We start from the raw sequence: 12,308 nt of genomic DNA, 5'->3' as shown, positions 1-12,308 counted from the left end.
AAATAATATGTCACTCTATCGCCAGTTGTTTTTAGGGTTGAGCCTATTGTTCTTACTGTTGCTTGCAGGCATTGCCTTCAGCCAATTCACCACCACGCACAGTTATTTGGTTGAACAACAGACCATCGAAATAGGCAACGCTATCCAAGCGGTCGGTCTGGCTATTACCCCCTACGTTGAACAAGACGATACTATCGCTATCGAGTCGGTGATTAACGCCATGTTCGACGGCAGCCTATATCAAAAAGTCTCCCTGCAGCTGCTGGAAGACAACACCCTTATTGAGCGAGTTTATCCTGCCCAACCAAGCGATGTTCCACATTGGTTTCAGCAATGGGTCAATATTTCTCCCGTCACCCGGCAGAATACATTGACCAGTGGCTGGATACAGTATGGAAAAATCACGGTAACCAGTTCTCCGACGTTGGCCTATAGCAAGCTTTGGCAAAGCAGTTGGCAGCTACTGACAACCTTCATCATCGGCTTTGTCGTTGCCGTATTGGCATTGAAGCTGTTGCTCGATCATTTTGTCAAAAAGCCTCTTAGGCAGTTTCAGCAAAAAGCCCACGCCATTGCCGATAAGCATTTTGGTCAGCCACTGCCTATGCCATCAACCAAGGAGTTCGTTCCCTTAACCCATGCTTTCAACCAAATGTCGGCCAAAATAGAACAGCACTTTAACCAGCAAGCCCAGGAAGCCGATCTATTACGAAAACGGGCTTATCAAGATCCAGAGTCCGGACTTAACAACCGAAGACGACTGTTACTCCACATGGAAGATTGGCTGGAGCAAGATGCTACAGGGGCGATTGTCATTGTTAAATTGGAAGCAATCAGCCGACTACGGGGCCAAAAAGAGTACCAACGGGCTGCCCAGTTAGCAGAAAAAGTAGGCCAGCACTTAAAGAGTACGAATTCAACATCAGAAAAACTGGGGCGGCTGAGCCACAGTGAATTTGTTATTATTCGGCCAGAACACGCTAACCCGCTAGACCAAGAACAAAGCAACAGTGCAATACTGAACCTGCTTGATCAGCTTAGCCACATTCAAGCCAGTTGCGCTCCTGACAGCCTCCAACCCGTCTATGGCGGTGTTATTATCAAGCACGTCCAAAGCTCATTGAGCGTGTCGGCGCTGTTGGCACAGTGTGATAATGTGCTGTCCAAAGCCCAGCACAATCCCCATCGGTTTACCGTAGTTCACCATCAAAATGGCCAACTACGAAAAGGAGGATCCCAGCTTGATGGCAAAACACCGGGCTTTTCACAAGACATGCAGCAACAAAAACTACATCAGCGACAAATGCATCAACCCGAACATCTACTGTGGGGAAAGCAACAATGGCTAGATCTGTGCCTGTCCGCGATTAAAAATGACAACATTACGCTTTCCTTTCAAATGGTTAGAGACAATCAACAACATCCTGTTCATCAAGAAGTGTTCGCGGTACTCAAACACCATGAGCATAGCTATTCTGCCCACCTGTTTATTCCGGCACTGAATGCCCTCAAGCAGACCGTAGAATTGGATCGCCATATTATCCAAAAAGCCGTTCATTACCTGTCACTGCATCAGACTTTTTTAGCGATCAATATCGCTCCGACTTCGATTGCCGACACCGAATTTATCCAATGGCTCGATAGCTTCTTGGCCGAACATCCCGTTATCAGCCAGCAGCTTATCTTCGAACTGCCAGAGGTCGCTTTTCTTGAAGACAGCGCACAAACCCGGTTGTTGTGTATGGTTCTCGACAAACACTATTTTACCTATGGCATTGATCATTTCGGCCACCATTTCGACTCTGTAGGCTATTTACGTCAATTCCAGCCTCAGTATGTCAAAATCGACACCGACTTCACCCGCCAGCCAACCGATGATATCCAGCAAGATGCCCTACGCGCGCTGATCCAAACTGCCCATCACCGCTCTATCAAGACCATTGCCACCCGGGTTGAACATCAACCTCAATACCAGGCACTAAAGACGTTGGGAATTATGGGTTTCCAAGGGCACTACATCACCAATCAGAAGGAGGCAAACCATGGCAGATCCTCTTCTTAATGCTCTCCACTACCTCTGCCAGCATTACGGCCAACCCCATTCAGTGAAAAGCCTGTTGGAAGGGCTGCCTTTGCAAGACGGTCAGCTCTCACCACACTTACTGCCAAGAGCGGCCCGCAATGCCGGTTTCCAAGCAGAGGAAGCGACCCTTAGCCTTCTCCAACTCTCCCCGCTTTTGCTACCGGTGATTGCCCTGCTCGACAGCGACCGTGCCTGTGTATTGCTCGATATAGATCAGGAAAAACAACGGGCAGAAATCGCCCTTCCCTGCGAATTGGCGATGGAGGGTAAAGACCAAGATACCGAAACAACAGGAGTAGAAAGCACAACTACAAATAAAAGCTGGATCAGTTTCGATGAACTGGAGCAACAATTTCTCAACCGAGTATTTTTACTAAAACTCCCCTTCCAATTCGACGCCCGCAGCCAACAAGCGGCAACATCGGCCAATCCGCACGCCAACCAAGATTCAGACCATATACCGCCCCGCAGCATATCTGGCGCAAGCCAAGCGTGGTTCTGGCAAACACTGTGGCAATCCAAACCCCTGTACCGTGACGTGCTTATCGCCTCAGCCTTACTCAATGTCTTTGCATTGGCTATTCCGCTTTTTACCCGGCTGATTTATGACAAAGTTGTACCCAATCAGGCTTTTGATACCTTGTGGGTGCTCACCAGCGGTATGGTCATTATTTTTGGCTTTGATGTGCTGCTGAAATACTTGCGTAGCTACTTTATCGATATCGCCAGCAAGAAATCGGACATCCTGCTGTCTGCGGATATCTACCGTAAGGTCATGGGGCTAAAGCTCGCCGCCCGACCACCATCAGTAGGCGCATTCACCCGCCACTTGCAGGAGTTTGAATCGGTCAGGGAGTTCTTTACCTCCGCAACCATCGCGTCCTTGATTGATCTCCCCTTTGCACTGCTTTTTTTATTGGTGATCTACTCTATTGCCGGCCCACTGGTCGCCATTCCACTTATAGCCATAACCTTGCTCGCACTATACAGCTTACTAGTACAACGACCACTGCGAAAAGCCATTGAGGAAGGCTCACAGCTCGCAGCACAGAAGCATGCTAACTTGGTCGAAAGTGTTGCCGGGCTTGAGACGGTAAAACTGTTCAACAGCCAACCTCAATATCAGCATCGCTGGGAGCAGGCCGTCACCCATATGGCCAACTGGGGTGTTCAATCACGCCGCCTGACCGACTCGGTACATAATCTGGCTGGACTCACCCAACAGTGCGTGTCGGTGGGGGTGATTATCTTCGGGGTTTATTTGATAGCAGCAGGGCAGTTAACTGTCGGCGGCCTGATCGCAGTCTCCATGCTGACCAGTCGCGCTATCGGACCTATGGTCCAGTTATCTCAATTGTCCACCCGCTACCACCAGGCCAAATCAGCCATTGCCATCTTGAGTGATATTATGGCGATGCCAGATGAAATTAGACCGAGCCAACAAACAGATCGTACCCAACCGCTAAACGGCCATATCAAATGCGACAACCTCACGTTCACTTACCCAAATGCCGAAACTCCCGCATTGAAGTCCCTCTCCCTCGTCATCAGGCCAGGTGAGAAAGTGGCGGTTATCGGAAAAATTGGTTCGGGGAAAACCACTCTCCAACGGCTATTGATGGGGCTGTATCAACCTAGTTCGGGAGCCATCCGCTTCAATAATACCGATATCAATCAATATCACCCCCATACACTACGCCAGCAGATTGGTTGTGTACCTCAAGATAATGCTCTTTTTTTCGGTTCTATTCGCGACAACATAACCCTTGGTTCACCACAGGCCAGCGACGCTGAGATTGACCAAGCCTGCCACCAAGCCGGCGTCCATCTGTTTACTCAACAGGAACCTTCAGGCCTTAACCGCCAGGTTGGGGAAAGCGGGCAATATTTATCGGGTGGACAAAAACAAGCGGTCACCATTGCCCGGGCATTACTCAACCAGCCCAAGCTACTGATCTTCGATGAACCCACCAGCCAGATGGACAACCGCTCGGAGCAGCATATCAAGCACACTCTGAAAACGCTTGATGAGCAGCATACTCTGATTTTGTTTACCCACAAAACCAGCATGCTGGAGTGTGTTGATCGGCTTATTGTGCTTGATCAAGGGCATGTGATTGCTGATGGGGAAAAAGAAGCGGTGCTACAGCAATTGAAAAAACTTTAGATAGCATTCATCCTCTATTGCCGAGTGATCTTTTTTTCTTGGAAACCATCAGGACAGTTATATGCCATCAACAGACAAATGCTTATACTGGCTAGGAGGTAACCTCCCTGACGTTATATTGTTTGAACAAGTAGGGATGGTAGGAACTGTGGATGACCTACCTGATATATGGGGGGGGATCTTGTGTATCAACCTTGAGGATCCCAATGCGCAAAACAAAGCACTTGATACTATGTTTAGCCATCCAAAATTTTGGTCTTGGTCAACGTTCGTGGTGCAAAACAATCCCTACAGTGAGTGTTTAACTGACGGTGTTTTCAACGAAAAAATCGCGTTTGAACACTGGCAAAACACCAAGATAAAACTAAGCAAACTGCCTGATATTGAGAAAATAGAACCACTGGTTGGCTGGCTTGGCATCAACCGGAAACGAAGAGTAAAACCCGTTAAAAAGCTCGATTCGCTATCGATTTATCGCTACCCCATCGTCGAAGATCTCTACCCAAATCTATATTCGAGCTACCGCTTTATCATGACCGAAACTAACCGTGAAATGCTGGAAGCTGAAATCCTCATCGACCGCATAAGGGTATGCAAACAATGTAATAGCGGACACCTTAACTATGTTGAAGTTTGCCCTAACTGCAAAAGTATCGATATCGACGTACAAACCTCACTGCATTGCTTTACCTGCGGTCACGTTGGTGAGCAGAAAAGTTTTCTTCGCAAAGGGAAACTAGAGTGCCCTAAATGTATGACCCAATTGCGACATATTGGGGTGGACTACGACCGACCATTGGAAACGCATGTCTGCCATAACTGCTCTCATTTGTTTGTAGAAGCAGAAACACTCAGTCACTGCCTAAGTTGTGAAACGCAAACAGAAATCGCTGAACTGATTGTACAAAAAATACATCAACTCAAACTAGGTCAACTCGGAGAATATGTCTACCAGCATGGCAAGATGTTGCAGGCTCCGGATCTGTCGATTAAAGGTAAAGTCGATGCCGGTTACTTTGAGAATATCCTGCTGTGGGTAAACAAAGTCGCCTTACGTCATAATGATGAACACCTGCTGCTCAGCATGTACCTGCCTAGACTAGAGGAGTACAGCAGCCTGTATGGTGACAGTAAACTGTTTGCCTTACTCGACCAAATTACCAACAGACTAAACGGCCTGTTTCGCGATACCGATATCTGCTGTCAGTACAAACAAGATGTGCTGTTGGTGTTAATGCCTCAAACCAAGGTATCAACAATGCCTGTTTTACAAGACAAAATAAAAAAGCTTACCCAGTTAATTGAAGATGATCTTTTTACTCTGCATGTATCCGCATTCAAAATACCGGATCCAAGCATTAACGACGGGGTTAAGATATGGCTCGCTGAAACCGTAGGTAATATCTATGCTGCCAGATAGCTTGAATATCTTAGAATATTTAGTTCTCGTGTTGCGTAACAACCACGAAGTATGGCTTCTTCTATTTCCAATGTTACTCATCGTCGAATTGCCGCTATACCTACTGGTCATTACAGGAATTTTCCGCTGGGCTTTCAAGCCCTCCCCTCCAGCGCCTTCTCATTATCCCAGTATCAGTTTCATTATTACCTGCTACGGTGAAGGCGATGCCATACAAATCACTATAGATACCCTCGTCGAGCAAGTATATCCGGGACATATCGAGATACTGGCCGTGGTTGACGGAGCGAGCCAAAACCACGATACCTATATTGCCGCGATTCGAAGTAAACAGCGTCATATAAACAGAAAAAACCGACAAATAAATGTTATCCCTAAATGGCAACGCGGAGGGCGAGTATCCACCCTCAACGCAGGGCTTGCCATGGCAAAAGGTCAGCTTGTTATCAATGTTGATGGCGATACATCATTTGATAACGATATGGCCTATAACATGGCCCACGTTTTTTCCTCCCCTCAAACCATTGCCTGCGGCGGTGCTTTGCGAGTACGAAATCACAACGCTAACCTCCTCACCCGCATGCAGTCACTGGAGTACATGTTATCCATGCAGGCTGGAAAAACGGGAATGGCAAACTGGGGGGTATTAAATAACATTTCGGGGGCATTTGGCGCGTTTAGAACCCAGATACTCAAACAGGTTGGAGGATGGGACACCCACACAGCCGAGGATCTCGACCTGACCATGCGGCTAAAGCAATACAAGGTACGCTACCCCAGCTACCAACTGAACTTTTCACCTCATGCGGTTGGCCATACTGACGTTCCAGACACCTTGAAAGGCTTAATCATGCAGCGATTAAGATGGGACGGCGATCTCCTGTTTCTTTTTCTGCGCAAGCATAGTGAAGGTTTATCACCATCATTATTGGGATGGGGAAACTTTATATTCACTCTAGCATACGGCGTCATACAAAATGTCTTGCTCCCCATCATTGTGGCTGGTTATACAGTGTATATCGTTGCTTCCTACCCACTTGCTTTCGTACTAGCACTTTGCATGCTGCTGTACTTCGTATACCTCTTCTTTTCATTGCTATTCTTTATTGTGTATTACGGCTTGGTTTCTGAACGTAAAAGTGATTATAAAATGGCTATTTGGCTCCCTCTTTATCCCATTTATCAATTCCTCATGCGTCTATTGACCGCTTTTGCCATGATTAATGAAGTTGTCCGACGCGGCCATGAAGAGTCCAGTATGGCACCTTGGTGGGTACTAAAACGGGGGAAAAAATTCTAAACAATGAAGGTTGAATTTCACCTCGACAAGCAAAAAAAGCCGCAATCAGAAAGTGGCGTTAAAGTCGTCTACGGACAGGCCAAACGTAGCGGTTATAAACTACGTTGGTACCTGATCCTTGCCTTGGTGATCAGCCCACTCATCATCATGGGGTATTATCTGTTCCGCACCCAAGTCTTGGTTATCGCTCCAGCCATTATTACGTCATACCCAGTCACCATCACCTCTGCTGACAATAGTCTCGTTGCTCCACTGCCGACAGTTGTTGGAAAACCAGTGACAAAAGGACAAGCCATCATTTTGCTGTCTGATCCGGCGCTTGATGAAGAAACCCGTTTTATAGAGCAAGAGTTACTTAAACTCTCCCCTCCCTCGCCAAAAATAGACAAGCTCTATCAGGCTGCCATTGCACAATCGGAACAAAGTTTACAAAAATTCCAGACAATTCAGCGAAATTACGACACATTCAGGGCAAAAGGCCATGTCTCTGAAGTTGACTATGCCGCAATAATCAATATCAGCAGTTCACTCAACAATCAGCTATATAACCAAAAATTGGCCTATATTGAAGCCCAGCGCCATTTAAAGGAAATGGCTCTAGCAGGGCCTGTGAGTCAAGCATATAGGGCGTTAATGCAGGAGTTGGTCGTCAAACGCGCCCAGCAAGACAACCTCACTATTCGGAGTCCAATTAACGGCCGGGTCATCGATATCCACGTATTGGAAGGCGAGAGAATTACCGTCGATTCACCACTGATCACGGTGGCACGAAACACTACCCCAGACATTATCGCCTTCCTCAACCCCAAGTACCTGAAGTACAGCGACATGGATAACAGTGCAACTGTCACCTTTCCTGATGGGAAAAAAATGAATGCGACTGTAAGCAAACCGGTCGAAATCGTTAATAAATTACCGCAGGAGCTTCAGCGCCCGTTTGAGGGACAACCTGCTTATTTAAAAGTCACTCTACGCTTCGAAGGAGCACTGGAGCAAAAGTATTGGATCGAAGGGATGGAAGTAGAAGTGCAATTCTAGTCATTTAGTTACGTCGTTCTAACGTATTGAAATATTTCTGCAAACAAACAAGGGTAGTTTTTGCTTTCACTTTTATGAAATAGATAGGGAAATTACCGTGAAGCTTTCACCTCTCGTTGCAGCCATTCTCGTTTCAGTCAGTTCAACTAGCTACGCTTTCGACTTGCAGCAACCAGCCAACAACAATACGGATAATTTAGTCTGGACTGGACACCTTAGCCCAGATACAGACACCGTCGTTTCAGCCATGCTGGCGGCCCATATCTATGGTGGTACTGCGACCGTACCTGAGAAAATTAACCCTGAGTCAGAGTTTGTTCTTAATTACTGTAACGCTGAAGTGCCACGCATCGAATCTGATTATGCAAATTTCCAAGTCGGCCTTGTCGACTTTAACCAAGTGACTCAATTGGCCCCAACCATTGATCAAGGCTCTATTGTTGCTGTAATTGATCACCACGCCATTGGCGGTTCGCCTATCAACACACCGCAACTTGTTGCGATGGATATCCGCGGCTGGGGTTCAGCGGCAACGATTTTGGCAGACAATGCCGAGAAGCTTGATGTTACCTTACCCAAACACCTGGCTTGTGTCGGCTTAGGTGCCATCCTGTCTGATACCGTGGTCTTCCAATCATCGACCACTACTGACTATGATCATCACTATGCTGACAAGCTCGCGGCCATTGCTGGTATCAGCGATATAGAAGACTTCGGCCAGCAGATGCTAATAGCCAAATCTGATCTTAGCCACCTTTCTGCCGATACCATTTTGACCATGGATTACAAAAACTTTGAATATGGCGGTAAGAAAGTAGGCATTGGTGTGGCAGAAACGTTGACCGCCCAGCAGTTGATTGACCGTAAGAAAGACCTGTTAGCCGCAATGAAAGCACACAAGCAAGCCAATGAGCTTGACCATCTATTCTTCTCTATCACCGATACCAAAGATAAAAAAGCCAACTTGCTATGGGTTGATAACAATGACTTTACCGTCATCAAAGCCGCTTTCAATACTGACGTAGAGGACAATATGCTAACGCTGGAAGGCGTCACCTCGCGCAAGCGCCAGATTGGCCCTGCTATCCAAAATGCTATCGAGAGCTTGTAGGAGAAGAGTATGACTCTATTACGTCCCTCTATACTCGTACTAGCAGTAACATTAACTCTTCCAACTGCTTGGGCTCAGGATGTTAATGCCCTTAGCGAAGGGGATATATACCTAGCGACCTTAGCTGATTTAAAGCCAACTCAGCCATCAGTCGGCTATGATCAAATTTACTACAAACTTGGTCGCTACCAGCATGATATAAAAAAACAATTTGATGAAATCTGCGAAGCAAATGGCCAAAAAGGGATAAGTGAATTCAATGAGCAATCACAACCAGCGGTATCGGAGAGCTTTACTTGTGAAGCTGCAGCAGGTCAAAAACGCAAAGACATGAAGACAGTTGTCATTGCGCCTGACAATACACTTTTTCTCACCGATGGCCACCACACATTCAATACTTTCTGGCACATGGCTGGCGGCGGTAGCAGCTTTAAGGTCAATGTATTAGTCGATAAAGATTATCGTCACCTAAAAGACATGGATACGTTTTGGGAGCAGCTTGAAGTAGACAAAAACACTTGGCTGTTCGACCTCAACAACCAAGCAATCACAAACAACGAACTACCTTCCAGCCTCGGAATGGCTAACTTTGCCAACGACCCTTTCCGCTCGCTGATGTACTTCTCTCGGGGGGTAAGCTGGAACAAGCCGAAACAACCGGTTCCTTTCCTGGAGTTTTACTGGGCAAAAGAACTCAAGCCAGTATTTGATTTAAACAGATTTGATTTGGACTCCCAGCAAGGCTATATGCAAGCGGTACAAGAAGCTGCAGAAGTTATCCTATCCATGAAAACGGAGAATCTTGGTGGTTCAGGGTTATCTGCACAACAAATGGGACAGTTCCCGTCATTTAATGAAGATAGCTTCAAGATAATGACCAAAGAGACCAGCAAGCTCAACTATATGCTGGGCTATAAAGCGAGGCTGCAGTAACTGAAGCAAAGAAGCCGCTGATTTCTCAGCGGCTTCTTTTTATTTGGCGAATAAATGGGAGTTTACTGCACTCTATCCCATTGGCTACCAAGCTATAGATGTAAAAAAGCCAGCAATTAAGCTGGCTTTCTAAATTTGGCGGAGAGATAGGGATTTGAACCCTAGATACGCTACAAACGTATGCCGGTTTTCAAGACCGGTGCTTTCAACCACTCAGCCATCTCTCCTTTGTGCGGTGGATAATACGGAGTTCGATGCTGGGTGTAAAGAAAAAATATCACTAAAACAGATAAGCGCTCACTATCACAACAGAGCGCTGAAATTAACTACTAAACCAGTTATCTATGAAACAAATCGTGAAGATAAAGAAGCAAATTTAGCTTTGGCATCCTCTTCAATAATATCGCCATGTGTGACGATAATCTGATTAAAGTCCCACTCTTGCACACTTTGAATAAATCGATTGAAAGCCGGTTTGTCTTTTAGAGTGAACCCCATTTTCAACGGCGGTGCGACGCAACACCCTTTGAAACCAATCGGTTCGAAGACGTACTTGGTCATAGCTCCAGCAAAACCGGGGTTATTCGGATTTTCAGGGTAATTTTGCACCAAGTCTGTCACAATCAACGAATTAGAACGACGATGATAGAAAACCGTTTCATTGAACAACGGCACTGACGGCATGGTTAGCCATTCCAGATCATCTTGCCAAACATTCTCCATTCCACTCTGCAGAATATGATAATTCGATAGTGGTACTTTACGAGGAATACCAGCACTGACATACACTTCAGCTTCGGGATAGGCTTCTATCCAATCTTGTAGCCATCTACTGTGATGATTATTGGCTGCAACCAAGAAACGGACAGGACCTAGTTCATTGATCGCTTGCTGCAGAGAAGACGATATAGCAGTCGGTGAATGTACCCAAAGACGACCGTCCTGTAATCGGACAACCGTCATCCTCAGCCCAAGTTTAGTCCCCATCATTTTCATTGAGTCTTCATGAACCCAAATATTTTCGCCAATCTGTCGCATGCAATCCCCGCTCGTTATCAGCATCCATTAAACCACTGTTTCCACTCAAGTATAGTGCCAGAGGCTACAGCAAAGACATGCTTCTAGATCACAGAATAGCCAATTTGCGATTCGCTGAAATTTAGAGGTATGACTTAACTTCCAGCAATGACTCACCAATTAACGCAGATCTTGACACAACATCACTCGCAGGCACTAACAAGTCAGGGATCATCATCGCTTGGCAGCCGGCATCTAACCCTGAGCGCATACCGTTGTTTGAATCTTCCAGCACCAAGCAATTAGCTGGCGCGATATCTAGCTGGCTACTCGCCATCAAGTAACAATCCGGTGCAGGCTTACCGTTCTTCACATCTTCAGCCGTTACGATAATATCAAACAGCGAGAGGTAGTCGGTGCCGGCAAAATGATGTTCCACTTTTTTTCGGGGTGAAGAGGTTACAAGGGCACATTTCAGCCATTTTTGTTTAATGTCTGCAAACAATTCGCTGAAACCCGGTTTAAATGGGATCCCTTTATCTTGCTCGACATGAAACATCGCATCCCTAACCTGGCAAAAACGCTCGAGATCCAATGCCTCACCAAACTTAACCACAATTCGACGTTCACACTCTACATCCTGAACCCCAATAAAGGACTGATAGTCTTCATCCGTTAAACCTAATCCTTGCTCTTCAGCTGCATATTGCCAACAGGCCTTGTACAAGCCTTCGGTATCAAAGATCAGGCCATCCATATCAAACAATACCGCTTTTACTTCTTTCATATCCTTCCTTAAAGTTCGGGGGTGGTTTGTGGTGGTTGGCTTAAAGGGATGCGATCAAAGCGTTATTTCCAATCGATTACCTTCTGGATCTAAAACAACACTTTCATAGTATCCATCGCCTGTGCGCCTTGGACCATCAACTAAGTTATAACCGTCTTTGGCTAAACAAGCGGTTAATGCATCAACCTCTTGTTCTGAGCCGACCGACATCGCCAGATGGATCAACCCAGTAAACTGAGCCATAGGGTCATCAGCAGTCATTGGAATTGCATCATTGTGCATGATTTCCAAACGGGCTCCTTTATCAAAGCTCAAAAAATATGAGGAGAAGCCCTTCTTGGCGTTGACGTACTTTTCATTAGATTCGGCATTAAAATAGGTTTGGTAAAAAGACCGCATTGCTTCTAGATCACGTACCCACATAGCAATATGTTCAATCTTCATTTCTATCT

10 protein-coding genes and 1 tRNA gene are annotated in these 12,308 nt (G+C 46.2%); 7 read left to right on the top strand and 4 right to left on the bottom strand.

The features are described 5' to 3' along the window. The first annotated feature begins 7 nt into the window (after window positions 1-7). The 7 genes from ACVA58_RS12600 (at window position 8) to ACVA58_RS12570 (ending at window position 10,052) form a co-directional block, all read left to right on the top strand. Window positions 8-2,062: a bifunctional diguanylate cyclase/phosphodiesterase gene (locus tag ACVA58_RS12600; RefSeq protein WP_446510785.1), complete on the top strand. Its 2,055-nt coding sequence runs from the start codon at window positions 8-10 to the stop codon at window positions 2,060-2,062. Continuing rightward, a complete protein-coding gene (locus ACVA58_RS12595; RefSeq protein ID WP_446510784.1) occupies window positions 2,043-4,250 on the top strand; it encodes a type I secretion system permease/ATPase in 2,208 nt (735 codons plus the stop codon). Before ACVA58_RS12600 ends, ACVA58_RS12595 begins: the two co-directional genes overlap by 20 nt. A gap of 61 nt (window positions 4,251-4,311) precedes the next feature. Further along, the gene (locus ACVA58_RS12590; protein WP_446510783.1) at window positions 4,312-5,670 is read left to right on the top strand and encodes a TackOD1 domain-containing metal-binding protein; all 1,359 of its coding nucleotides are present in this window, start codon (window positions 4,312-4,314) and stop codon (window positions 5,668-5,670) included. Beyond that, complete coding sequence (locus ACVA58_RS12585; RefSeq protein WP_446510782.1) at window positions 5,657-6,970, top strand: glycosyltransferase family 2 protein; 1,314 nt, start codon at window positions 5,657-5,659, stop codon at window positions 6,968-6,970. Before ACVA58_RS12590 ends, ACVA58_RS12585 begins: the two co-directional genes overlap by 14 nt. Before the next feature lie 3 nt (window positions 6,971-6,973). Then, window positions 6,974-8,008 carry an HlyD family secretion protein gene (locus ACVA58_RS12580; protein WP_446510781.1) on the top strand — a complete coding sequence of 345 codons (1,035 nt, stop codon included), beginning with the start codon at window positions 6,974-6,976 and terminating at the stop codon, window positions 8,006-8,008. 97 nt (window positions 8,009-8,105) lie between these two features. Beyond that, complete coding sequence (locus ACVA58_RS12575; protein WP_446510780.1) at window positions 8,106-9,119, top strand: manganese-dependent inorganic pyrophosphatase; 1,014 nt, start codon at window positions 8,106-8,108, stop codon at window positions 9,117-9,119. Window positions 9,120-9,128: 9 nt separating this feature from the next. After that, entirely contained in the window at window positions 9,129-10,052 is a 924-nt protein-coding gene (locus ACVA58_RS12570; protein ID WP_446510779.1) for a ParB/Srx family N-terminal domain-containing protein, read from the top strand. A 136-nt stretch (window positions 10,053-10,188) separates the two neighbouring features. Here ACVA58_RS12570 and ACVA58_RS12565 read toward each other — a convergent pair. The 4 genes from ACVA58_RS12565 to ACVA58_RS12550 all read right to left on the bottom strand — a co-directional run bounded on the left by ACVA58_RS12565 (window position 10,189) and on the right by ACVA58_RS12550 (window position 12,300). After that, window positions 10,189-10,279, bottom strand: a tRNA-Ser gene (locus ACVA58_RS12565). A 115-nt stretch (window positions 10,280-10,394) separates the two neighbouring features. After that, on the bottom strand, window positions 10,395-11,090 hold the full coding sequence (locus tag ACVA58_RS12560) for a DUF4336 domain-containing protein (RefSeq protein ID WP_446510778.1): 696 nt from the start codon (window positions 11,088-11,090) through the stop codon (window positions 10,395-10,397). Window positions 11,091-11,211: 121 nt separating this feature from the next. Further along, complete coding sequence (locus ACVA58_RS12555; RefSeq protein WP_446510777.1) at window positions 11,212-11,856, bottom strand: HAD family hydrolase; 645 nt, start codon at window positions 11,854-11,856, stop codon at window positions 11,212-11,214. A 54-nt stretch (window positions 11,857-11,910) separates the two neighbouring features. Beyond that, window positions 11,911-12,300: a VOC family protein gene (locus ACVA58_RS12550; RefSeq protein ID WP_446510776.1), complete on the bottom strand. Its 390-nt coding sequence runs from the start codon at window positions 12,298-12,300 to the stop codon at window positions 11,911-11,913. Between the last annotated feature and the right edge of the window lie 8 nt (window positions 12,301-12,308).

This window comes from Photobacterium sp. DNB22_13_2 (genome assembly GCF_052873915.1).
The sequence above is the reverse complement of the archived record's forward strand: the minus strand, read 5'-3'. Positions and strand labels throughout refer to the sequence as shown.

What these genes read in the sequence shown, in the direction of transcription:
- ACVA58_RS12600 (WP_446510785.1), top strand. Translation starts at nt 8, where the DNA reads ATGTCACTCTATCGCCAGTTGTTTTTAGGGTTGAGCCTATTGTTCTTA.
- ACVA58_RS12595 (WP_446510784.1), top strand. Translation starts at nt 2,043, where the DNA reads ATGGCAGATCCTCTTCTTAATGCTCTCCACTACCTCTGCCAGCATTAC.
- ACVA58_RS12590 (WP_446510783.1), top strand. Translation starts at nt 4,312, where the DNA reads ATGCCATCAACAGACAAATGCTTATACTGGCTAGGAGGTAACCTCCCT.
- ACVA58_RS12585 (WP_446510782.1), top strand. Translation starts at nt 5,657, where the DNA reads ATGCTGCCAGATAGCTTGAATATCTTAGAATATTTAGTTCTCGTGTTG.
- ACVA58_RS12580 (WP_446510781.1), top strand. Translation starts at nt 6,974, where the DNA reads ATGAAGGTTGAATTTCACCTCGACAAGCAAAAAAAGCCGCAATCAGAA.
- ACVA58_RS12570 (WP_446510779.1), top strand. Translation starts at nt 9,129, where the DNA reads ATGACTCTATTACGTCCCTCTATACTCGTACTAGCAGTAACATTAACT.
- ACVA58_RS12560 (WP_446510778.1), bottom strand. Translation starts at nt 11,090, where the DNA reads ATGCGACAGATTGGCGAAAATATTTGGGTTCATGAAGACTCAATGAAA.
- ACVA58_RS12555 (WP_446510777.1), bottom strand. Translation starts at nt 11,856, where the DNA reads ATGAAAGAAGTAAAAGCGGTATTGTTTGATATGGATGGCCTGATCTTT.
- ACVA58_RS12550 (WP_446510776.1), bottom strand. Translation starts at nt 12,300, where the DNA reads ATGAAGATTGAACATATTGCTATGTGGGTACGTGATCTAGAAGCAATG.